Consider the following 21,668-nt stretch of genomic DNA (forward strand, 5'->3'; position numbering starts at 1 on the left):
ACACCTCCTTAAGCGTGCACATACAGTGCAGACTTGGCAGGTGACCATCGCCGCTTACCTCGGCCGCATCGGCCTGCCCCACCTGCTCGGCGCGCCCCCCACCGCCGAGAACCTGCGCGCTCTGCACGCCGCGCACGTAGAGAAGGTCGCCTACGAGGCTCTGGAGATCTGGCTCGACCGTCCCACGTCCGTCGACCCCGCCGAGTCGGTCGCGCGCATCCTGCGCGGCCGGGGCGGCTACTGCTTCCATCTGAACGGCGCGTTCCACTCCCTCCTGACGGCGCTCGGCTACGACGTGACCCGGCACGTCGGCGGCGTGCAGTCGCCCGGCGACGAGCCGAACGTCGGCGCCAACCATCTGGTGCTCACGGCCCGCGGCCTGCCCTCGCCGGAGAATCCGGGCGGCGAGTGGCTGGTGGACGTGGGGCTCGGCGACGCCCTGCACGAGCCGCTGCCGCTGGTGGCGGGCGTCTACCGGCAGGGGCCGTTCACGTACGGGCTGCGCGCGTCGGAGGTCGCGCCCGGCGGCTGGCGGCTCGACCACGATCCGCGTGGCTCGTTCCTGGGGATGGACTTCGGTCCTGCTTCGGCGGAGATGTCCGCGTTCGACGAACAGCACCACCATTTGACGACGTCGCCGGAGTCGGGGTTCGTCCGGGTGTGCTCGGTGTCGCGGCGCGACGGGTCGGGCGTGGACCAGCTGCGCGGGCTGACGTTGTCCAGGATCGGCTCGTCCGGGACCGGCGCGGGCGCGCATGAGCTCACCCTCGACACCGCGCGCGACTACTTCGCGGCCCTCGCCGACGTCTTCGTCCTGCCGCTCGACGACGTCGGCGCGGAGGAGAAGGACCGGCTGTGGCGCAGGCTGCACGGCGCGCACGAGGCCTGGCTGGCCGGCCGGGCGACGTGACGGCCAGGAGCGGAAGGGTGCGGGGCTGGATGGTTCCGGGCGGACGTGGAGGTTGTCGTGCACCTGGACATGGGAGGGCCCCGGAGGCTGGCCGGTCGTTACCGCCTGCTCGATCCCTCGGCGACGGGCCCTGAGCGCCCGGCCTTCGACGAGTCCGGCCGCCGTGAGGTGACGGTCAGGGAGCTGCGCCTGCCGGCCGAGCTGCGCGCGGCGGCGCTGCACCGGGCGCGGGCGGCGGCGGCGCTGCGGCATCCGTCGATCGTGCGGGTGCTCGACGCGGTGACGCAGGACGACGCGCCCTGGCTGGTCATGGAGCCCGTCGCGGGGACGACGCTGGCGTCCGCGGTGGGTTCGCGCGGGCCTCTGCCTGTGCTGCAGGCGGCCAGGGCGGGGGTGGGCGTGCTGGCGGCGCTGACGGCCGCGCACGCGGCGTCGTACGTGCACGGCAACGTCGAGCCCGGCCACGTGCTGCTGACGGCGGAGGGCCGGGCGATGCTGACCGGGTTCGGGCTGCCCAGCCGGAGTACCTGGCCGTCGGCCGACCTGTGGTCGCTCGGGGCGACGCTGCACTTCGCGGTCGAGGGCCGTCCGCCCGGCGCGTCACCGGCGGCCGGTCCTGAGCCGTTCAGGTCGCTGGTCAGGGCGATGCTGAACCCGTCGGGCCCGCCTCCGGTGGAGGTGATCCGCGAGACGCTGGAGCGGCTGGCCGTGGACCGGCCGCTGGACCGGCTCATCGAGGTGCTCGGGCCGCTGCCGCGCGCCGAGGTGGCGGCGATCGGCCTGGCGGTGGCGGACCGGCTGCGCCAGGGGCAGGGGCCGCACGGCGGGGTGCACCCCGGGAACGTTCTAGTGGACGACCGAGGCCGGGCGACGCTGCTGCCGTCCGTGCGGTCGGGGACGCCGCCCGCGTACGCGCCGCCGGAGGGCGGGCTCAGCCCGGAGGCCGACCTGTGGTCACTCGGGGCCACGCTGTACGCCGCGCTGGAGGGCCGGCCGCCCGCGCCCGGCGCGCCGATGACGCGGGCAGGGGCGCTGGGTCCGCTGCTGTTCGGGCTGCTGTCGCCCGATCCTGCGGCGCGGCCGTCGCTGGAGGAGGTCGCCACCGGGCTGAGCGCGATCGGCCGGTGAAAGCAATCCGGCACTTCGGGCAATCAGCGGTGACCGTTTTCCCCGGACCGGACGGAGAACCGCGCGTGACCCCAGCACGAACGCCGACGAGGCCGCCCGTATGAACGCCCCCACTCATCCAGGGCTGGACCTGGACCAGATCTTCGACACGTACTTCCCCGAGATCCACCGCTACATCGCCCGGCGGCTCTCCAGGGACGACGCCGACGACCTGGCGGGCGAGGTCTTCCTCGTCGCCGCCGAGGGCGGATACGAACCGTCGCGCGGCGACGTCAAACCGTGGCTGTACGGCATCGCCACCAAGCTCATCTCCAGACACCACCGCAGCGAGGTCCGCCGATGGAGGGCGCTCAGCCGGACGGTGGAGCGCGAGGCGCACAGCCACGAGGACACGACGCTCGCGCGGGTCACGGCCGGCGCGCTCACCGGCAGGCTCGCGGGGGCGCTTGCCAGGCTGAACAGGGGTGACCGGGACGTGGTGCTGCTGGTGGCGCTGGGCGGCTTCACCCACCAGGAGGTCGCGACCGCCCTGGAGATCCCGTACGGCACCGTCGCGTCCCGGCTGAGCCGGGCACGCAAGCGCCTTCGCCTGGCGCTGGGCGACGTCAACCCGCTGAAGGAGAGCCACGATGGATGAGATCACCCTGCTCGCCCGGGCGATCCCCGACGAGCCGCCGCCTTCGGCCGAGACCGTGGCCCGCGCGCGGGCGCGCCTGGCCACCCGCCACGCCGCGACACGTCGGGTCCGCCCGCGCTGGGGTTGGGGCTGGACGGCGGGGGCCGCCCTCGCCACCACGGCGGTCGTCATGGCCGTCGTCATGTCGGTGTCGAACCTGACCGGCGTCACCGGCCCCGCGTCCCCGCCCTCGCCCCCGCCGGCCTTCGAGGAGCCGCCCCACGCCTACAAGGGGCTGAACCGCCTGGCGGCGACGGCGGCGCCGCGGTCGGCGACGAAGGAGCGTATCCGCTTCCGTCCCACGAGCGAGAACGTCAAGCTCGTGATCTTCTGCCAGGAGCCCGGCTCGATCTTCTACACCCAGGAGGGAACGAGCGGCGCCGGCGGCACCTGCGGCCCCGACGGCGGGCTCAGCATGCTCGCGGACAAGGCGTACGAGCCGGGCTGGCTCGGCCGCGACCACGAGATCACGGTCTGGGTCTTCCCCCCTGACGCCCCCATCGTGCGCGGACGCGGCGCGTGCGCGTCGAAGGACGCGTGCGAGGGAAAGCACGAGCTGTCCGGCCCGAAGGCGGCCGACCGGCTGGCCGCCGAACTCGGCGAGCGTCCCGGGGCCTGGTCGGTCGCGGCGTACGACACAGACTGACCTCTTCGCGATATATCGCGAAGGGGAACCACCGGGGTGTCCCGCTCGTTGGATCGGCGACGCAGAATATGAGGAGAGGCGGGGCGTGCGCTCCGCGTTCGGAGGAAGAGCATGTCGCCAATCCAGAAATACGCCATCGGCGCGGGCATCGCCGTCCTGGTCTCACTGTTCATCTCGAAGTGGGTCGCCCTGGCGGTGGTGCTGCTCGTGGTCGGCGGTCCGGTGGTCGGCTACCTGATGCTCGACCCCTCGCAGCGCGAGCGGCTGAAGAGGTCGCGCCGGCGCGGGATCGGCCGCTGAGCCCCGGCCGGCGGGGGCCGATCCCGCAGGGGACTCAGGCCTCCGCCGCGGCCGGCGCGGCCGACTGGACGCGCTCGGTCACCTTGCGTTCGATGAAGAAGGACAGGAAGGGCACGGTGCCGCCGAGCATGACGCCCAGCATGTAGGGCCACGACCAGCGCGCCTTCATGCCGAGGTTCATGACCGCGACCAGATAGAGCATGTAGAGCCCGCCATGGATCGGCGCGGTGATCTTCGACAGGGTGGGATTGCCGAAGCCGTAGCGCAGCACCATGGCGGCGCACAGGATGAGCAGCATGCAGCCGACGACGTAGGCGAGCACCCGGAAGGGCTTCAGAGCCGATTCCACGTTTTAACCTTCCAGAGCCATCTCAGGGGATTTGCCACGATCTCGATCCGTCCGTACGGCATCCCGTACGAAGTGGAACCACATGAAAACGGCGAACCCTGCAAAGATCCACCAGTTAGCGGCATAAGCCAGATTACGCCAGGTCATCGCACCCTCGGTCGCCGGCGGCGAGATCGCGACCTGCGTCAGCGAGCCCGACGGCGGCTGCGCGACCACGAAGCCGGGCCGCACCTTCTGACCGGCCCACAGGTTGACCAGCTCGCCCGTGGAGACCGTCTGCACCTGCCCGGCGGGCAGGGCCTCGGCGCGCCGCTGCACGCTGTCGGTGCCCTGCTGCGGGCTCAGCCGGCCGGCCACCGCGACCCGGCCCTGCGGCACGTCGGCCGCCGCCGGGTCGTCGCTCCTCGCCACCCAGCCCCGCACGACCGGCATCAGCGTGCCATCGTCGAGCCGGAGCGGCGTGAGCACCCAGTAGCCGTCGTCCTGTGAGGCCTTGCCGCCCGGCGCGTCCACGTCGGGACGGCGGTCGGCCACGAGGAGCTGGCGGGCGGGGTCGTAGGAGCCCTCGGCCGTCACCCTGCGCCCGACGACGTCGCCGGCGAGCTGGGCGGCCAGGGGGGCGAGCGTGGCGGCGGGCACCGGCGCGGGGTCGGCGGCGGCGCGCGGCCGGCCCGACTCCTCGAAAACCCCGAGCTGCCAGCGCCCGAGGAAGATGAACGCGATCAGGACCCCGATCGTGAGCAGGTGCAACCCGACGAGGCGGGGCGAGAGAAGGGTCCTGAGCATGCTTACAAGCTATCCGCCGGGAGGGGCGGTCCCGTCATGGGCCCACCCCGAGGATTCGCGCAAAAAGCCGCAAACGGCACAGCCGTTGCCGCTAGGCTTGCGCCCATGTCTGACCAGCATATCGACCCCGCGGGCAACACCCAGGCTTTCCGCGCCTTCGCGAACGCGCGTGAGCAGGAGGCCGAGACCACGCCCAAGAAGTCGCCCCTGCTGCCCATCATCGCGGTGGTCGCGGCGATCGTGATCATCGGCGTCGCCGCCTTCCTGTTCCTCCGGTAGGGCAACCGCCGGCAAGGCCGACCCGCCGCGACGCCGTGGCGGGTTTTCGCCATTCCCTGAAGGCCCCTATATGACCTACATTGGACAGAGCGTCCAATAGGAGGTTCGCGTGGGTGAGCAGCCAGGGATCGTCATCGTCGGCTCCGGCTTCGCCGGGATCTGCATGGCCGTGAAGCTGAAGGAAGCCGGATACCACGACTTCGTCATCCTGGAGAAGGCCGGCGAACCGGGCGGGACCTGGCGCGACAACACCTATCCCGGCTGCGCCTGCGACGTCCCGTCCCACATGTACTCCTTCTCCTTCGACCTCAATCCCGGCTGGTCACGGATGTTCGCCCCGCAGGAGGAGATCCAGCGCTATCTGCGCGCGTGCGCCGACAAGTACGGCGTCACCCCGCACATCCGCCACGGCAAGACCGTCACGGCCCTGGAGTACGACGACGAGCGCCGCTCCTGGTCGGTGACCACGGGCGACGGGGAGACGTTGCGGGCCAACGCGGTGGTGTCCGCGATCGGCGCCCTCCACATCCCGAAATATCCAGATATACCGGGGCGGGAGGTGTTCACCGGCCCCGCCTTCCACTCCGCCACCTGGGACCACTCCACCGACCTGACCGGCAAGCGCGTCGCCGTCATCGGCACCGGCGCCTCCGCCGTCCAGTTCGTCCCCCAGATCGCGCCGCGCGCCGCCCACCTGACGGTCTTCCAGCGCACTCCCCCGTGGCTGCACCCCAAGCCCGACTTCGCCTTCTCCCCGCGCGCCCGGCGGCTGCTCCGCCTGCCCGGCGCGGCCAGGGCCCTGCGGTACGGCATCTACTGGGCGCTGGAGAGCAGGGCGCTCGGCTTCGCCGTCCACCCGCGCCTCATGAAGGCCCACGAGCGGATGGCGCTGCGCCACCTGGAGAGGCAGGTCCCCGACCCGGAGCTGCGCCGCGCCCTCACCCCCGACTACACGATCGGCTGCAAGCGCGTCCTCATCTCCAGCGACTACTATCCGGCCCTGACCAGGGACAACGTCTCCCTGGTCACCGACCCGCTCACCGAGATCCGCGAGCGTTCCCTGGTGGACGCCACCGGCCGCGAGCACCCGGCCGACGTCATCGTGCACGGCACCGGGTTCAAGGTCGTGGACGCCCTCACCGAGCAGAACATCCTCGGCCGCGGCGGCCTCAGCATCCAGGACGCGTGGAAGGACGGCGTCGAGGCGTACCACGGCATCGCCGCCTCCGGCTTCCCCAACCTGTTCTTCCTGCTCGGCCCCAACACCGGCCTCGGGCACAACTCGGTCGTCTTCATGATCGAGTCACAGGCGAAGTACGTCGTCGAGTGCCTGCGCCTGCTGTCGAGGACCCGGGCGAGGGCCCTCGACGTGCGCCAGGAGGCGCAGGCGGCCTTCAACCGCCGCCTGCGCGCCCGCCTCGACCCCCTGGTGTGGAACGCCGGCGGCTGCCGCTCCTGGTATCTCGACGAGCACGGCGTCAACCGGACGATCTGGCCGGGCTTCACCTTCGAGTACTGGGCGCGTACGAGAAGGGTGAAGCCCGAGGACTACGAGCTCATCTACCAGACCTGACCACCATCGCGCTGCCGCCGCCGCGCCGGCTCGGCTCGGCCACGGCCTGGACCTTGTCCCGCCCGAGGAACTCCAGCCCCGTGGCCGCGCCGATCTCCGGGTTGAGGACGAACTGGTGCCCGCGGGCCTCCAGCTCGGCGCGGTAGGCGTCGAGGAACGCCTGCTCGGCCTGCGTCTGCGCGGTGTTGCGCTGGGTGGCGCGGGGCGCGGCGAGCGCGGCCGGCAGGTCCATGCCGAAGTCGTACCGGTTGAGCAGGATCTGCAGCACGGTCGTGATGATCGTCGAACCGCCGGGCGAGCCGAGCGCCAGCACCGGCTTGCCGCCCTTGAGCACCACCGTGGGCGCCATCGACGAGCGGGGCCGCTTGCCGGGGCCCGGCAGGTTGGGGTCGCCGGGGGCGGGGCCGAAGGTGAAGTCGGTCAGCTCGTTGTTGAGCAGCACGCCGCGGCCCGGCACGACGATGCCGTTGCCGCCGGTGGACTCGATGGTGAGGTTGTAGGCGACGACGTTGCCCCATCGGTCGGCCACGACCAGGTGCGTGGTCTCAGGGCCCTCCTTGGCGGTCGGGGCGGCGGTGCCGGTGGGCTGGGCGCAGGGGCCGTACGAGCCGTCGGGGACGCCGGGCGCGACGGGGCTGGTGAGCGCCCGGTCGCCGATCAGGCAGGCGCGTTCCTTGGCGAAGCCGTCGGACAGCAGCTCCTTCAGCGGCACGCCGGGGATGTCGCCGACGTAGGCGTTGCGGTCGGCGAACGCCAGCCTGGACGCCTCCAGGTACTCGTGCACGCCCACCTGCGGCAGAGCCTGCAGGATGTTGAGCGCCTCGCCGACGGTGGAGCCGCCGGACGACGGCGGCGCCATGCCGTACACGTCGAGGCCCTTGTAGGAGACCTTCGTGGGCTCGCGGAGCAGGGCCCGGTAGGCGGTCAGGTCCGACAGCTCCATCAGGCCGGGCCGGACGTTGCGGGTGCTGCCCGGGGTGACCGGCGGGCGCTTGACGGTGGCCACGATCTCCGCGCCGAGCCGGCCGCCGTAGAGCCAGCCGGGGCCGCGTCTGCCCAGCTCACGGTAGGTCTCGGCGAGCTCGGGGTTGCGGAAGACCGAGCCGACGGGCGGCGGCGCGCCGTTCGGCAGGTAGAGCTTGGCGGTGGAGGTGAAGTCCTTGAAGCGGGCGGCGTTGGCGGCGGTCTGGTCGTAGAAGGTCTGGTCCACGACGAAGCCCTTGGAGGCCACCTCGATCGCGGGCTGGAGCGCCTGCCGGAGCGAGAGCGTGCCGAAGCGGCGCAGGGCGAGGTCCCAGGTGGCGACGGTGCCGGGCACGCCCGCCGACAGGCCGCTGGTGACGCCCTCCTCGAACGGGATGCCCTCGAACGAGCTCGCGGTCATCGCCTTGGGCGCCGTCTCCCGGCCGTCCACGGTGTGGACCTTGCGGCGGGCGGCGTCGTAGTAGACGAGGAAACCGCCGCCGGTCGGCCCGGCCGAGTACGGCTCCGTGACGCCCAGGACCGCCCCGGCGGCCACGGCCGCGTCCACGGCGTTGCCGCCTCTCCGCAGCACGGAGATGGCGGCCTTGGTCGCGTCGAGGTCGACGGTGGCGACGGCGCCGCCGTACCCCTCGGCGACCGGGACCTTCTGCTGGGGCTCTGCGGGCGCGGCCACGGCGGGGGCGGCCGGGACGAACGCGATGAGTACTGCTGCTGCGGGAAGGAGCACTGGTCGCATGTTCCCCACGTAACACCAGCTACGCCTGTCGCGGTAGGGCCCCCTGCGACTGCGGGGTGATGCGCAGGTCAGAGCGGTCATCTAGCGTTGGAGCGTGCGTTCGAAGTCCGGTTTCGCCCCTTACCTCGCCCTCATCACGGCCGTCTTCCAGATCGTGCTGTCGCAGGGGGCGTCCTACGGGCAGCGCGCGTTCAGGGCGCCGCTCGACCCGTGGGCGTACGCGCTGCTGCTGGTCGGGCCGCTGATGATCGCGCTGCACCGCAGATATCCGGTCCCCACGGCCGTGGTCACGTTCGCGGCCGTCTTCCTCTACATCGGGGGCGGCTACCCCTACGGCGGGGTGTTCATCTCGCCGATCGTCATGCTGTTCCAGCTCGTCGGGCGGGGGCGCCGGCCGGCCGCGTGGATCCTCGCCGCGGTGTCGCTGGCGGCCTTCATCGCCTACGCGTGGACGACGAGCCAGCCGCAGCGGGGGCTCTTCCACGACCTCGCGGTCTCCTCGTTCATCCTGCTCACGATGGTCGCGGCCGAGCTGGTCAGGATCGCCCGCGAGCGCCGCGCCCAGCAGCAGCGGGCGGCCGAGGAGGAGAGCCGGCGCCAGGCCAGCGAGGAGCGGCTGGTCATGGCGCAGGAGCTGCACGACGTGCTGGCGCACAACATCTCGCTCATCCACGTGCAGGCCGCGACCGCGCTGCACCTCATCGACGACCATCCGGAGCAGGCCAGGACGGCCCTCGCCACCATCAAGGCCGCCTCCAAGGAGGTGCTGGGCGAGATGCGCGGGGTGCTCGACGTGCTGCGCGAGGGCGCGCCGCGCTCCCCCACGGCCGGGCTCGACCGGCTGGAGGAGCTGATCGGGCGCTCCGGGCTGGAGGTGGAGCTGGAGCGGGTCGGCTCGCGCCCGCTGCCGCCAGCGGTGGAACGGGCCGCGTACCGGATCGTGCAGGAGTCGCTGACGAACGCCGCCCGCCACGCCCCCGGCTCGGCCGTCACCGTGCGGCTGGAGTACGGCGGGCGCGAGCTGGCCATCCGGGTGAGCGACACCGGTGCGACCGAGCCTGGCGTGCTGTCCGGCTCGGGCAGCGGCAACGGCATCCCCGGCATGCGCGAGCGGGCCGCCGCGCTCGGCGGCTCGCTCGTCGCCGCCCCCACAGGAACGGGCTTCCAGGTGGAGGCCCGGCTGCCCCTACCCGAGGAGACGACCCCATGATCAAGGTGCTGCTGGCCGACGACCAGGCGCTGGTCCGCGCGGGCTTCAAGGCGCTGCTCGACGCCCAGCCGGACATGACCGTGGTGGCCGAGGCCGGCGACGGGGCCGAGGCGGTGCGGCTGTCGGAGCGGCACGGCCCGGACGTGGTCCTCATGGACATCCGGATGCCCGGCACCGACGGCCTGACCGCCACCCGGCAGATGCCCGAGGGGCCGCGGATCATCATCCTGACCACGTTCGAGCTGGACGAGTACGTCTTCGAGGCCCTGCGCAGCGGCGCCAGCGGCTTCCTGGTCAAGGACACCGAGCCCGCCGAGCTCATCCAGGCCGTCCGCGTGGTCGCGGCCGGTGAGGCGCTGCTGTCGCCCAGCGTGACCCGCCGCCTGATCGCCGAGTACGCCAGCCGCGCCAAGGAGCCGGTCGCCGCCGGCGGCCTCGACCAGCTCACCGAACGCGAACGGGAGGTGCTGGCCCTGGTCGGCACCGGCATGACGAACGACGAGATCGCCGCCAAGCTCTTCATGTCGCCGGCCACGGCGAAGACCCACGTGAGCCGGACGATGATGAAGCTGCACGCCCGCGACCGGGCGCAACTCGTCGTCATCGCCTACGAGTCGGGCCTGGTGCGGCCCGGCTGGCTTTGAAATCAGTTGATCCACTCGACGGTCCCAGGGCATCGTCGGAGCATGCGGCGCTCCTATGACGATCTGGTCCACGAGGCGAGCACGGTCTCCGTGGACGGCTGGGACTTCTCCTGGCTCGACGGCCGGGCCACCGAGGAACGACCTTCCTGGGGCTACTCCCGGCTGCTCGCCGGGCGGATGGCGGCCGCGCGGGCCGCGCTCGACCTGCAGACCGGCGGCGGCGAGGTGCTGGCCGGGGTGCCCACCCTGCCGCCGGTGACCGTGGCCACCGAGTCCTGGCCGCCCAATCTGAAGCTGGCCGCCTCCCGGCTGCGCCCGCGCGGGGCCTGGGTGGTGGCCGCCGCCGACGACGGCCCGCGCCTGCCGTTCGCCGACGGCCTGTTCGACCTGGTGACCAGCCGGCATCCGGTGCACACGCAGTGGGCGGAGATCGCCCGGGTGCTGCGCCCCGGCGGGTCCTACTTCTCGCAGCAGGTCGGGCCGCGCACCGTCGGGGAGCTGACCGAGTGGTTCCTCGGCCCGTACGACAGCTGGACGCGCGAGCCGGCGCGGGCCAGGGAGGAGGCCGAGGCCGCCGGCCTGGAGGTCGTCGACCTGCGGAGCGAACGGCTGCGCATGGAGTTCGGCGACATCGGCGCGGTGATCTACTTCCTGCGCAAGGTGATCTGGATCGTGCCGGGCTTCTCGCCCGAGCGGTACGCCGACAAGCTGCGCGCCCTGCATGACCGCATCGAGGCCGAGGGCCCGTTCGTCGCCCATTCCGCCCGGTTCCTCATCGAGGCGCGTAAACCTTAAACGTTACGAACCGTACGACATCTGTCACTGGCCGCGTCCGCCGGGCCGGATTACCGTACGGGTATGAGCGCCCAGGCCGCCGCCCTGCTCGCCGGCGGGGTGGCCGCGGGTCTGGTGGCGGGCACCGCGACGTGCGCCGCCACCCAGGGCGGCCTGCTCGTGGGCCTGGTCGGCCGGGGCGGCGACCGGGCCGCGGTCGGATGGTTCCTGGCCGGGCGGCTGGCCTCGTACACCGTGGCCGGAGCGCTGCTCGGGCTGCTCGGCTCGGCCGTCAGCCTGCCGCCGCCGGCGCGCGCGGCGCTGCTCGTCGCGGCGGGCGCCGTGGTGGTCGGGTTCGCGGTCCGGATGTTGCGGCGCGGGCACTGCGCCACAGAGGACGGCGGCGAGGTCCCCCGGCTCAAGGCGCCGCTGCTCGGCGCGGCCACGATCCTCGTGCCGTGCGGGATGACGCTCGGCGTGGAGATGATCGCCGTCTCCAGCGGCTCGCCGCCGGCCGGGGCGGCGGCCATGGCGGGGTTCGTGCTCGGCAGCGCGCCCGCGTTCGCGCTGCTCGGCTACGTCCTGCGGCGCGTCTCCCGCACCCGGCTGTCCAGGGTCGCCGGAGTGATCGCGATCGCCGCCGGGGTGTGGACCGCCGGGACCGGGCTCAACCTGGCCGGCTGGCTGCCCTCCGCCGCCCCGGCGGCCGGCTCCACGGTGAGACCCACCGGCCCCGCCGCCGTGACCGTGTGGGCCACGCGCACCGGCTACCGCCCGTTCACGGTGACGGTCCCCGCGGGCGTGCCGGTCGAGATCGACTTCAGGGTGGCCGAGCCGGGCTGCACCGGCACCGTCGTCATCGCCGGTCGCGACGTCGCGCTCCCCGCCACCGTCCGCCTGCCGCCGCAGCCGCCCGGCACGCTCCGCTACGCCTGCGGCATGGGCATGTTCACCGGTTTTCTCGACTTCCGGTGACACCAGCCGCGCGTTGTCGGCGATTACGGTTCGCGATCGGGCGATCACGTGCCACCCTGTGGCCTATGTCCTGGCAAGGAGAGGTGGCGGCGCCCGCCGTACCGGCGCCGCGGATGGGCGAGGAGCCCGAGCTGCTGACCGCCGCGTGCACGGGCGACCCGCAGGCCGCGCACCGGCTCGGCAAGCTCTACGCCCAGCACGGCGACCGCGTGTCCGCCAAGCACTGGTGGGAGCTGGCCGCCGCGGGCGGCAACGTCGACAGCGCCTTCAACCTCGGCATCTGGCACGAGAAGCACGGCAGCCTGGTGGAGGCCGTCACCTGGTACGAATCCGCCGCCCTCGCCGGCGACGCCGAGGCCGCGGCCAACCTGGCGACGTTGCTGCTGGAGCAGCGGGGCGACGTCGAGACCGCCCGGCGCTGGTACGAGAGCGCCGCCAGGGGTGGCTCCCGCGTGGCCGCCCGCCGCCTGGCGCTGGTCTGCGAGGACGCCGGAGAGCAGGCCGCGGCGCGCGAGTGGCACCGCAGGGCGGCGGCGGCCGGCGACACGGCCTCCGCCCACGACCTCGGCTTCCTGGCGTACGCGGCGGGCGAGGACGAGGAGACCGTGCACTGGTGGGAGTCCGCCGCGCGGGGCGGGCACGTCGAGTCGGCCTACTGCATGGGCCTCTACCTCGACGCGGGGCGCGACCCCGAGGGCGCCGAGGTCTACTACCGGCTGGCCGCGCGGAGCGAGCACCCGGGCGCGGCCTCCTGGCTGGGCGGCATCGCGCTGTCCCGTGGCGACCTCCGCACCGCGCGGGCCTGGTACGAACGCGCCGCGAACGCCGGCCGGGCCGAGGACCAGCGCATGGCCGGGTTCGTCTGCGTGGAGCTGGGCGACACCGCCTCGGCCGGCCACTGGTTCGGCCGGGCGGCGGCGGGCGGCGACGCCGAGGCCGCCTTCACTTACGGCCTGCTGCTCATCGCCGAGTTCGGCGACCTGGCCGGCGGCCGGCACTGGTTCAGGCAGGCGGCGCAGGCCGGCCACCGCGAGGCGGCGGTCGAGCTGGGCGGGCTGCTGACGGCCTCCGGCGAGCTGGGCGAGGCGCACCAGTGGCTGTCCGACCCGCCGCCGCCCGTCTGGGCCCGTCCCGCCGAGCCGGAGCTGGCCGCGCGGGCCGAGCTGGCCGCCCTCACGACCGGGCGGCGGGGCGGCGAGGCGCTCGACGCGGCCGAGCTGACCGAGATCCTCGCCACCTGGGACCTCATGACCCGGCCGCTGCACGACCATTCCGACGTGGTGAGCTGGCTGGTGCGCCGCACCGCGGCGCACCGCAGCTCGATCGAGCACCTGGCGTCGGTGCGGGGCACGCTGCTGCGGCCGGGCGCCGCGCCGTGGCCGAGCCCGGCGGAGGTCCAGCACGTCCTCGCCACCGCCCGCGACCTGCGCGGGCGGCTCGGGCTGGAGTGACCTGGCGGCGCTAGAGCACCTCGGAGAGCGGCGTGTAGGCCAGGTCGAGCGCCTCGGCGACCGGCTGGTTGGTCAGCAGGCCGGCGTGCGTGTTGAGGCCGGCGGCGAGCGCCTGGTCGGCCCGCAGCGCCTCGCGCCAGCCGAGGTTGGCCAGCTTGACGGCGTACGGCAGGGTCGCGTTGGTCAGGGCGTGGGTGGAGGTGTGGGCCACCGAGCCCGGCATGTTGGCCACGCAGTAGAAGACCGACCCGTGCACCTGGTACGTCGGCTCGGCGTGCGTGGTCGGCCGCGAGTCCTCGAAGCAGCCGCCCTGGTCGATGGCGATGTCCACCAGCACCGAGCCCTGCTTCATGCGGCTGACCAGGTCGTTGGAGACCAGCGTCGGGGCCTTGGCGCCGGGGATCAGCACCGCGCCGATCACCAGGTCGGCCTGCAGGACCTCCTGCTCGATGGCGTACCGGGTGGAGACGAGGGTCTTCAGCCGGCCCTGGTAGATGGCGTCGATCTGGCGGAGCCGGTCGATGTTGGTGTCGAGGACGGTGACCTCGGCGCCCATGCCGACCGCGATCTGGGCGGCGTTCAGCCCGGACACGCCGCCGCCGATGACGACGACCTTGGCCGGGGCCACGCCGGGCACGCCGCCCGGCAGGATGCCGCGCCCGCCGTTGAAGCGCATGAGGTTGTACGCGCCCACCTGCGGGGCGAGCCGCCCGGCGACCTCCGACATCGGGGCGAGCAGCGGCAGGGCGTTGCCGACCTGGACGGTCTCGTACGCGATGCCGGTCGTCCCCGCCGACAGCAGGGCGTCGGTGCACGGCCGGGAGGCCGCGAGGTGCAGGTAGGTGAACAGCACCAGCCCTTCGCGGAGCCGGTGGTATTCCTCCGCGATCGGCTCCTTGACCTTGAGGACCATGTCCGCCTCGGCCCAGACGGCGTCGGCGCCGTCGAGGATCTTCGCGCCGGCGGACAGGTATTCCTCGTCGGTGATGTGCGAGCCGAGGCCAGCACCACTCTGCACCATGACGTCGTGGCCGTTGCGTACCAGCTCGTGGACGCCTGCGGGTGTGACGGCCACGCGGTACTCGTGGTTCTTGACCTCGGCAGGGACGCCGATTTTCATGGCGGTGCATCCTTTCGGGTACCGGCACGCCGTCGTGCCGGGCTGAGGGGTGTCAGATGCGGGCCCACGCCTCGGTGAGGACACCACGAAGGATGGAGCCGATCTCCTCGAACTCCTGCGGACCCGCGATCAGCGGGGGAGCGAGCTGGATGACGGGGTCGCCGCGGTCGTCGGCGCGGCAGTAGAGCCCGGCGTCGAACAGCGCCTTGGACAGGAAGCCGCGCAGCAGCCGCTCGGACTCGGCGGCGTCGAAGGTCTGCTTGGTGGCCTTGTCCTTGACGAGCTCGATGCCCCAGAAGTAGCCGGAGCCGCGCACGTCGCCGACGATGGGCAGGTCGCGCAGGTCGTCGAGGGTCTGGCGGAACAGCGGCTCGTTCCTGGTCACGTGGCCGAGCAGGTCCTCGCGCTCGAAGATGTCGAGGTTGGCGAGGGCGACGGCGGCCGAGACGGGGTGGCCGCCGAAGGTGTAGCCGTGGGCGAACATGGTGTCGCCGTCCTTGAACGGCTCGAACAGCCGCTCGTGCGCGATCATCGCGCCGATGGGAGAGTAGCCGCTGGTCATGCCCTTGGCACAGGTGATGATGTCGGGCACGTAGTCGAACTTCTGGCCGCCGAACATGGTGCCGAGGCGGCCGAAGGCGCAGATGACCTCGTCGGAGACGAGCAGGACGTCGTACTCGTCGCAGATCTCGCGCAGCCGCTGGAAGTAGCCGGGGGGCGGCGGGAAGCAGCCGCCGGCGTTCTGGACGGGCTCGGCGAAGACGGCGGCCACGGTGTCGGGGCCCTCCATCTCGATGGCGCGGGCCACGCGGTCGGCCGCCCAGATGCCGTACTCCTCGGGGGTCATGCCCGGGACGCCGGTGATCTCGTCGGCGCGGTAGTGGTTGGTGTTGGGCACGCGGACCGAGCCGGGCACCAGGGGCTCGAACATCTGCTTGAACGCGGGGATGCCGGTGATCGACAGCGCGCCCTGCGGGGTGCCGTGGTAGGCGATCTGGCGGCTGATGACCTTGTGCTTGAGCGGCTTGCCGACGAGCTTGTAGTACTGCTTGGCGAGCTTCCACGCGGTCTCGACGGCCTCGCCGCCGCCCGTGGTGAAGAAGACGCGGTTGAGCTCGCCGGGGGTCTGCGCGGCCAGGCGCTCGGCCAGCTCGGCGGCCTTGGGGTGGGCGTAGGACCACAGAGGGAAGAAGGCCAGCTCCTGGGCCTGCTTGGCGGCGGCCTCGGCCAGCTCCTGGCGGCCGTGGCCGACCTGGACGACGAAGAGCCCGGCCAGGCCGTCGAGGTAGCGCTTGCCGTGGATGTCGTAGACGTAGGACCCCTCACCGCGCACGATGGTCGGGATCTCGGACTGCTCGTAGGCGCTGTGCCTGGTGAAGTGCAACCAAAGGTGGTCTTGCGCGGCCTTCAGGACGTCGTGTTCCGGCTGCGTCATCGTTATCTTCCCTCGTCTCTCAGCTAGCCCAAGTCTGCATGCTCACCGATCGTTTGCCAAGCGAATCGGTCGTAGCAGTGTGCAGGAAAATCGAGATCCGCAGAAGCACCATGTAACGGCAACGAAATCCGCATGTAGATTAACGCGAAGGAGCATGTCCGTTTCGTCCGGTTTACCGGGTTGCGTCCCAGATAGGTGGGCGGATGTGATCCAATGAGTGGCAAACTGTCCAGCTTCGACGAGAACGACCCCCGGGGGAGCGTCCCAGTGACTCCAGATCAGATAGAGAGCGCCGTCGCCGCCTCGATGCCCCAAACCGTCGAGGACCTCAAGCGGCTGGCCGCCATCCCCTCCGTCGCGTTCCCGGGGCACCCGGAGGAGCCCGTGCTCGCCGCCGCCGCGGTGACGGAGGAGCTGCTCCGCTCGGCCGGCCTGCCGCGCGTGCAGCAGGTCCCCGTCGAGGGCAGCTACCCCGCGGTCTACGCCGAGGCCCCCGCCCCGCCCGGCGCCCCCACCGTGCTGCTGTACGCGCACTACGACGTGCAGCCCGCCGGCGACCTCAACGCCTGGCGTACGCCCCCGTTCGAGCCGACCCTCATCGACGGCCGCCTCTACGGACGCGGCACCGCCGACGACAAGTCCGGCGTGATGTCGCACGTCGCCGCCCTGCGCGCGTTCCGCGGCCGGTTCCCGGTCGGGATCAAGGTCATCGTCGAGGGCCAGGAGGAGTACGCGGGCGAGCGCCTGGAGGCGTTCGTCGAGCGCAACCCCGAGCTGCTGCGCGCCGACGCCATCGTGGTCGCCGACACCGGCAACCCGCGCGTCGGCGACCCGGCGGTGACGACCTCGCTGCGCGGCATGGCCGCCTTCACCGTCGAGGTCCGCACGCTGCGCGAGTCCGTCCACAGCGGTTCGGCCGGCGGCGCCGCCCCCGACGCGCTGGCCGCCCTCATGCGCATGCTGACCGCGCTGCACGACGACAACGGCGACATCCGCGTCCCCGGGCTGCCGCGGGGCTCGTTCCTCGGCCAGGGGCCGTCGGAGGAGGAGTTCAGGAAGACGGCGGGGGTGCTCGACGGGGTGTCCCTGGTGGGCTCCGGCTCGCTCGCCGACCGCCTGTGGTCGTCGTACGCCATCACCGTCACCGGCCTCGACGTGCCGACGGTGGCGCAGGCGATCAACGCGGTGCAGCCCGTGGCGCGGGCCCGCGTGACGGTCCGCGTCCCGCCGGCCGGCGACCCGAAGACGACCGTGAACGCCGTCGTCGACTTCCTGCGCCAGGTGGCCCCGTGGGGCGTCCAGGTGGGCTTCGGCGACTTCACCGTGGGCTCCGGCTTCCAGGCCGACTCGGGCGGCGCCGCCCGCGCCGCGCTCAACCGCGCCATGGAGCGCGCCTTCGGCCGCCCGCCGCGCGACGTCGGCGCCGGCGGCTCCATCCCGCTGGTCAACACGCTCCTCAAGCAGTTCCCCGCGGCGGAGATCCTGCTGTTCGGCGCCGAGGACGAGGACGCCGGCTGCCACGCCCCCAACGAGCGGGTCGACCTGGAGGAACTGCGCAAGGTCGCCACCGCCGAGGCCCTGTTCCTCCTGGAACTCGGCTCCTCCGGCGCGGCCTGACCTTCTTCAGCCGACCGACCCGGAGGGATTCTCCGCCAGCAGCTCCCTGTGGGCGGGCTGGAGGCCCTCCGGGAGGTCGCCGGGGTCGCACCAGCGGGCCTCCAGGATCTCCAGGCGGTCCAGCGTCAGGGTGCCGCCCGTCAGTACGGCCTCGTAGGCGACCTCGGCGCGGAGGGCGTAGCCGCTGCGGACCCTGAGCAGCCGGCCCACGCGCACGTCGAGGCCGGTCTCCTCGCGTACCTCGCGCCGGACGGTCTCCTCGAACGTCTCCCCCCGCTTGGCGTAGCCCGTCGGGAAGCCCCACGGGCGGCGCTCCGGCCACAGCCGGTGACGCAGCACGAGCAGCCGGCCCTCGTCGTCGCGTACCAGGCCGGTGACGCCGATCATGAACGTGGCGTGCGTGAGCCACACCAGCCGCCACCGCAGCCGGCCGCCCAGCATCCTCCACACGCGGGCGAGAAGCCGTGTCACCGCGCTCCTTCTCTCTCTAGATCGTTCGTGTCCTGTGGGACATAGTGTCGCGTCATGGACTGGAACGAGTGGCACGACGAGTACGACCGGCCGGGCTCAGGGCTGGCGCGGCGGCTGGTGGCCGTCCAGGAGCGCGTCAGTGCGGCGCTGGACGCCGCGCCCGCCGGGCCGCTGCGGGTGATCAGCATGTGCGCGGGCCAGGGGCGGGACCTCGTCCCCGTGCTGGCCGAGCACCCCCGGCGCGACGACGTACGGGCGCGGCTCGTGGAGCTGGACCCCGCCAACTGCGACCTCGCGCGGAGCGCCGCCGCGGCGGCCGGGCTCGGCCAGGTCGAGGTGGTCAAAGGGGACGCCTCCCTGACCGACGAGTACGCGGACCTGGCGCCCGCGGACCTCGTCCTCGCCTGCGGCATCTTCGGCAACCTCAGCGACGACGACGTCCGGCGGACCATCGGCTTCTTCCCCCAGCTGTGCGCGGAGGGCGGCACGGTCGTCTGGACCCGCCACCGCGAGGAGCCGGACCTGGTGCCGCGGATCCGCACGTGGTTCGAGGAGAACGGCTTCGCCCTGGAGTGGGTGTCGCCGCCGCAGGCCGGGTACGGGGTCGGCGCCCACCGCTTCACCGGGCGCCCGCGGCCGCTCGCGGCCGGGGAGAGCATGTTCCGCTTCCTCGGCTACGACGAGCTGCGCCGGGTTGAAGGAGCCAGGGAACACCCGTGAGCATCCGTACGACGCATCGCGCTCTGCTGAACCGTCTGCTGCCCGACGACGACCCGGACGACCTCGCAGTGCGTCAGGGGCAGTTCCACATCGTGGTCATCGGCTCGGACCGCGTCGTACGCCTGCCTCGCACCCGGTCGGCGGCCGCCCGGTTGCCCGAGCGGGTGACCGTGCTACGCGCACTCGCCGGCCTCGACCTCGGTTTTCGCATCCCTGAACCGCTGCTCCACGGCGGTGCCCCCGGCACCGACGAGACGCCTTTCCTGGTGCTCAGCCGTCTTCCTGGGGAGCCGCTGAAGACCGACGCGCTGGACAACGCCCAAGTGGTCGACCCCGTGGCCGCGCAGTGTGTCACGCTGCTGTCGGCTCTGGCCCGCGCCGGCGCCGACGAGACAGCACGAGCGGTTCTCCCTCCCGTATCGGAAGGCCGGTGGCGGCGGTTCGCGGAGGACGTGCGCGCGGAGCTGTTCCCGCTCATGTCCCCCAGCGGACGCCTGCGGGCCGAGCGGGAACTCGCGGCACTCGACAGCCTTCCCCACCTCACCCGAGCGGTGGTGCATGGCGACCTCGGCGCCGAGAACATCCTGTGGGAGTGGGAGGACGGCCTGCCGCGCCTCTCCGGAGTGCTCGACTGGGACGATGTCGCACTCGGCGACCCCGCCGAGGACCTCGCGGCCATCCGTGCCGGCCACGGTCCTCAGCTCCTGGAGCGGGTGCTCGCCCTGGGCGGCTGGTCGGACCACGGACTCCGTGCCCGCGTCGCCGCGATCCGCGGCACATTCGCCCTGCAGCAAGCCCTCTACGCCGTCCGCGACGGCGACGAAGAAGAACTCGCGGACGGCCTGGCGGAGTATCGCTGACGCAGTCCGGGGTCAGTGGTCGGTCGCGTGGCGGGGTGGCGTGCCGGTGTGGACGAGGCGCAGGCCGGTCTCCACCAGGGCCCAGCCGAGCCGGGCGCGCCACGGGTGCGAGCGCGTCGTCGGTCGAAGGCGGGCGGCCTCGGCTCGCAGTTCGCGGGCCCGGGCTCGTTCGACGTACAGGTAGAGGTCGGGGTCCATCGGGTGCCTCCTGGTCGGTGTCATGGCCGCCACGAGCGGAACGGGAAGCCGTACATGTGGAGGGCGACGGTCTCGCGCCCCTCCGCGTCGCCCGCCTCGCGGGCCGCCCGGCCGCGCGTACGCCACCGGTCGGCCAGCTCGCGCAGCTCGTCGCCCAAGTCGCGCAGCTCGTCAGACGTGAGCCACATCAGGTATTCGGAGGAGAAGGCGGCGTCGCGCCAGTCGGGCTCCCAGCTCATCTGGGCGTCGAGGTAGCCCTCGTACATCTCGTGCTGCTGGCGGGTGTGGGCGCGGCTCACGGCGGCGTGGACGGCGACCTCCTCGGGGCTGTCGCGGAAGTCGGCGTCCCTGGTGGAGATGCTCTCGGCGGCCGGGCGCCACCAGCGCTCGCGGGCGTCGCCGCCGCCGGCACCCGGCGCCTCCTCGATGAGGCCGTGCGCGGCCAGCTTGCGCAGGTGGTAGCTGACCAGGCTCACGGCCTCGTCCACCTGGTCGGCGAGGTGCGAGGCGGTGGCCGAGCCCGTGACGTAGAGCGCGCGGTAGAGCTTCATGCGCAGCGGATGCCCGAGCGCCTTCAGCGTGTCGAGGTCGCGGACGTGGCGCGTCTTCTCGGTGGCCATGACTCCACCATAGATGCGCAATTTTATTTGCGCAAATAAAGTTGCGCATCCCCCGCTCAGAAGCGCCAGCGGGTCTGGGCGTACGAGCCCTTGGCGAAGCCCAGCACCTTGCCGGGAACGAGCGCGAACACCAGCGCCTCCCCGCCCGCCTCGTGCGTGAAGACGCCGTCGCCGACGCCGAAGCGCCAGCCGGGGCCGTACTTCGCCTCCCACGCGGCGGCGAGGTCCTTGAGCCTGCCGGGGTCGGTGACCCGCTCGGCGCGGCCCTCGACCACCAGGTCCAGGCCCTCGTGCAGGGCGTTCGTGCCGGTGGTGAGCGCGCAGCGGCGCTCGTGCTCCAGGTTGCGCGCCTTCTGCTCCTCAGGGCCGGTGCAGAAGTGCAGCGCCCCGTCCCGCCAGACGGCCAGCAGCGGCGTGACGTGCGGGCGGCCGTCGGCCCTCACGGTGGTCAGCCAGTACGTCTCCGCCCGTTCGAGCAGCTCCCTGGCCTCGGACCAGGGCGTCGGTACGGCGCCGGGGTCGCTGTAGCGGAGGTCGAGCGTCGTGGTCGGCTCCATGATCGGTCCTTCCGGGTCGGGGCGTCCTTCATGAAGGAGACCGGCGGGGCGTCAGGAACTCATCGCACCGGGAGGTCGTAGGCGCGGCGCACGCTGCTGCCGAGCCGCCTCAGGTCGGCCCCGTACACGTGCACGGAGACCCCGACATCGGCGCTGGTGTTGACCACCTTGTGGATGTCGCCGGGCGGCGCGAAGCCGCTGACCTCGCCAGGCCGGTTGTCGGTCCGGCCGAGCTCGCGCAGGTGGTCGCCCATGTCCCGGTAAAGGGTCTCGTGCTCGACGCCGCTCAGGATGCCGAACGCGCACCAGGAGACGTGGTCGTGGATCACGGTGACCTGGCCGGGCCGCCACACGACGCCGACGATCGAGAAGCCCTCCTCGGCGTGGAGCAGGTGGGAGGCGTACGTGTCGGGCCTGCCCGCCCGCTCCTCCGGCGTGAGCAGGCCGGGGCCGGGCAGGCGCTCACGCAACACGTCGGCGGCGGCGTACGCGGTGTGTTCGAGGTCCAGGCCCCGGGCCACGACGGCGGAGATGCCGCTGACGAGCGGCTCCAGGCCCGGCCTGGCGAGTGCGGTGACGGCGACTTCCATGGTTGCCCTTCAGGGAGAGCAGACGGTGGTCCTTCCCTCTCCACAGTGCTACCCCCGGT

The 21,668-nt window shown here is 72.6% G+C and carries 25 protein-coding genes; 15 read left to right on the forward strand and 10 right to left on the reverse strand.

What is annotated here, in order from left to right:
• The first annotated feature begins 40 nt into the window (after positions 1-40).
• The 5 genes from SMD20_RS23215 (at position 41) to SMD20_RS23235 (ending at position 3,660) form a co-directional block, all read left to right on the forward strand.
• Positions 41-910 carry an arylamine N-acetyltransferase family protein gene (locus SMD20_RS23215; protein ID WP_329584469.1) on the forward strand — a complete coding sequence of 290 codons (870 nt, stop codon included), beginning with the start codon at positions 41-43 and terminating at the stop codon, positions 908-910.
• Between the two features lie 57 nt (positions 911-967).
• Positions 968-2,038 carry a protein kinase domain-containing protein gene (locus tag SMD20_RS23220; RefSeq protein ID WP_329584470.1) on the forward strand — a complete coding sequence of 357 codons (1,071 nt, stop codon included), beginning with the start codon at positions 968-970 and terminating at the stop codon, positions 2,036-2,038.
• Positions 2,039-2,138: 100 nt separating this feature from the next.
• Entirely contained in the window at positions 2,139-2,675 is a 537-nt protein-coding gene (locus SMD20_RS23225; protein WP_329584472.1) for an RNA polymerase sigma factor, read from the forward strand.
• The gene (locus SMD20_RS23230) at positions 2,668-3,360 is read left to right on the forward strand and encodes a hypothetical protein (protein ID WP_329584473.1); all 693 of its coding nucleotides are present in this window, start codon (positions 2,668-2,670) and stop codon (positions 3,358-3,360) included. The genes SMD20_RS23225 and SMD20_RS23230 overlap by 8 nt, the downstream gene beginning before the upstream one ends.
• A 111-nt stretch (positions 3,361-3,471) precedes the next feature.
• Entirely contained in the window at positions 3,472-3,660 is a 189-nt protein-coding gene (locus SMD20_RS23235; protein WP_329584474.1) for a hypothetical protein, read from the forward strand.
• Positions 3,661-3,694: 34 nt separating this feature from the next.
• Here SMD20_RS23235 and SMD20_RS23240 read toward each other — a convergent pair whose 3' ends face one another.
• Positions 3,695-4,009: a DUF3817 domain-containing protein gene (locus SMD20_RS23240; RefSeq protein ID WP_091079700.1), complete on the reverse strand. Its 315-nt coding sequence runs from the start codon at positions 4,007-4,009 to the stop codon at positions 3,695-3,697.
• A 3-nt stretch (positions 4,010-4,012) separates the two neighbouring features.
• Positions 4,013-4,795, reverse strand: coding sequence for an SURF1 family protein (locus SMD20_RS23245; RefSeq protein WP_329584476.1), 783 nt, complete (start codon positions 4,793-4,795; stop codon positions 4,013-4,015).
• 105 nt (positions 4,796-4,900) lie between these two features.
• On the opposite strand from SMD20_RS23245, the gene SMD20_RS23250 reads away from it, so the two are divergent.
• Entirely contained in the window at positions 4,901-5,074 is a 174-nt protein-coding gene (locus SMD20_RS23250; RefSeq protein ID WP_329584478.1) for a hypothetical protein, read from the forward strand.
• A 109-nt stretch (positions 5,075-5,183) separates the two neighbouring features.
• Complete coding sequence (locus SMD20_RS23255) at positions 5,184-6,647, forward strand: flavin-containing monooxygenase (RefSeq protein ID WP_329584480.1); 1,464 nt, start codon at positions 5,184-5,186, stop codon at positions 6,645-6,647.
• Here the strand turns inward: SMD20_RS23255 and SMD20_RS23260 are convergent.
• Positions 6,631-8,367 carry a gamma-glutamyltransferase family protein gene (locus SMD20_RS23260; protein WP_329584482.1) on the reverse strand — a complete coding sequence of 579 codons (1,737 nt, stop codon included), beginning with the start codon at positions 8,365-8,367 and terminating at the stop codon, positions 6,631-6,633. The two genes, SMD20_RS23255 and SMD20_RS23260, sit on opposite strands and share 17 nt — an antisense overlap.
• A gap of 94 nt (positions 8,368-8,461) precedes the next feature.
• Here SMD20_RS23260 and SMD20_RS23265 point away from each other — a divergent pair, with 94 nt between their 5' ends.
• The 5 genes from SMD20_RS23265 (at position 8,462) to SMD20_RS23285 (ending at position 13,421) form a co-directional block, all read left to right on the forward strand.
• Positions 8,462-9,577 (forward strand): sensor histidine kinase, encoded by a 1,116-nt coding sequence (locus SMD20_RS23265; RefSeq protein WP_329584484.1) that lies wholly within the window; start codon positions 8,462-8,464, stop codon positions 9,575-9,577.
• Positions 9,574-10,221 carry a response regulator transcription factor gene (locus SMD20_RS23270; protein ID WP_329584486.1) on the forward strand — a complete coding sequence of 216 codons (648 nt, stop codon included), beginning with the start codon at positions 9,574-9,576 and terminating at the stop codon, positions 10,219-10,221. Before SMD20_RS23265 ends, SMD20_RS23270 begins: the two co-directional genes overlap by 4 nt.
• A 42-nt stretch (positions 10,222-10,263) precedes the next feature.
• Complete coding sequence (locus SMD20_RS23275) at positions 10,264-11,016, forward strand: class I SAM-dependent methyltransferase (RefSeq protein WP_329584487.1); 753 nt, start codon at positions 10,264-10,266, stop codon at positions 11,014-11,016.
• A 63-nt stretch (positions 11,017-11,079) separates the two neighbouring features.
• On the forward strand, positions 11,080-11,970 hold the full coding sequence (locus SMD20_RS23280) for an urease accessory protein UreH domain-containing protein (RefSeq protein WP_329584490.1): 891 nt from the start codon (positions 11,080-11,082) through the stop codon (positions 11,968-11,970).
• 65 nt (positions 11,971-12,035) lie between these two features.
• The gene (locus tag SMD20_RS23285; RefSeq protein ID WP_329584492.1) at positions 12,036-13,421 is read left to right on the forward strand and encodes a tetratricopeptide repeat protein; all 1,386 of its coding nucleotides are present in this window, start codon (positions 12,036-12,038) and stop codon (positions 13,419-13,421) included.
• Between the two features lie 10 nt (positions 13,422-13,431).
• Here SMD20_RS23285 and ald read toward each other — a convergent pair whose 3' ends face one another.
• Together ald and SMD20_RS23295 are read right to left on the reverse strand one after the other, a co-directional pair.
• Positions 13,432-14,541, reverse strand: coding sequence for an alanine dehydrogenase (gene ald / locus SMD20_RS23290; protein WP_329584493.1), 1,110 nt, complete (start codon positions 14,539-14,541; stop codon positions 13,432-13,434).
• A 52-nt stretch (positions 14,542-14,593) separates the two neighbouring features.
• Positions 14,594-15,976, reverse strand: coding sequence for an aspartate aminotransferase family protein (locus tag SMD20_RS23295; protein ID WP_329584494.1), 1,383 nt, complete (start codon positions 15,974-15,976; stop codon positions 14,594-14,596).
• A gap of 267 nt (positions 15,977-16,243) precedes the next feature.
• Here SMD20_RS23295 and SMD20_RS23300 point away from each other — a divergent pair, with 267 nt between their 5' ends.
• A complete protein-coding gene (locus SMD20_RS23300) occupies positions 16,244-17,593 on the forward strand; it encodes a M20/M25/M40 family metallo-hydrolase (protein WP_329584496.1) in 1,350 nt (449 codons plus the stop codon).
• A gap of 6 nt (positions 17,594-17,599) precedes the next feature.
• Here SMD20_RS23300 and SMD20_RS23305 read toward each other — a convergent pair whose 3' ends face one another.
• Positions 17,600-18,064: an NUDIX domain-containing protein gene (locus SMD20_RS23305; protein ID WP_329584498.1), complete on the reverse strand. Its 465-nt coding sequence runs from the start codon at positions 18,062-18,064 to the stop codon at positions 17,600-17,602.
• Positions 18,065-18,118: 54 nt separating this feature from the next.
• Between SMD20_RS23305 and SMD20_RS23310 the strand changes: the two genes are divergently transcribed.
• Together SMD20_RS23310 and vph are read left to right on the forward strand one after the other, a co-directional pair.
• Entirely contained in the window at positions 18,119-18,784 is a 666-nt protein-coding gene (locus tag SMD20_RS23310; protein ID WP_329584500.1) for a class I SAM-dependent methyltransferase family protein, read from the forward strand.
• Entirely contained in the window at positions 18,781-19,644 is an 864-nt protein-coding gene (vph, locus tag SMD20_RS23315) for a viomycin phosphotransferase (RefSeq protein ID WP_329584502.1), read from the forward strand. Before SMD20_RS23310 ends, vph begins: the two co-directional genes overlap by 4 nt.
• A gap of 12 nt (positions 19,645-19,656) precedes the next feature.
• Here the strand turns inward: vph and SMD20_RS23320 are convergent, their stop codons facing one another.
• From SMD20_RS23320 to SMD20_RS23335, 4 genes are read right to left on the reverse strand one after another with little or no spacing between them, the layout of a single operon-like run.
• Positions 19,657-19,842: a hypothetical protein gene (locus SMD20_RS23320; protein WP_329584504.1), complete on the reverse strand. Its 186-nt coding sequence runs from the start codon at positions 19,840-19,842 to the stop codon at positions 19,657-19,659.
• A gap of 20 nt (positions 19,843-19,862) precedes the next feature.
• Positions 19,863-20,462, reverse strand: coding sequence for an ArsR/SmtB family transcription factor (locus SMD20_RS23325; protein ID WP_329584507.1), 600 nt, complete (start codon positions 20,460-20,462; stop codon positions 19,863-19,865).
• A 56-nt stretch (positions 20,463-20,518) separates the two neighbouring features.
• The gene (locus SMD20_RS23330) at positions 20,519-21,019 is read right to left on the reverse strand and encodes a pyridoxamine 5'-phosphate oxidase family protein (protein WP_329584509.1); all 501 of its coding nucleotides are present in this window, start codon (positions 21,017-21,019) and stop codon (positions 20,519-20,521) included.
• A gap of 59 nt (positions 21,020-21,078) precedes the next feature.
• Positions 21,079-21,609: a cysteine dioxygenase family protein gene (locus SMD20_RS23335; protein WP_329584511.1), complete on the reverse strand. Its 531-nt coding sequence runs from the start codon at positions 21,607-21,609 to the stop codon at positions 21,079-21,081.
• Positions 21,610-21,668: the final 59 nt, after the last annotated feature.

The sequence above is a fragment of the Nonomuraea sp. LP-02 genome (genome assembly GCF_036289125.1).
In the GTDB taxonomy this organism is placed as follows: domain Bacteria; phylum Actinomycetota; class Actinomycetes; order Streptosporangiales; family Streptosporangiaceae; genus Nonomuraea; species Nonomuraea bangladeshensis.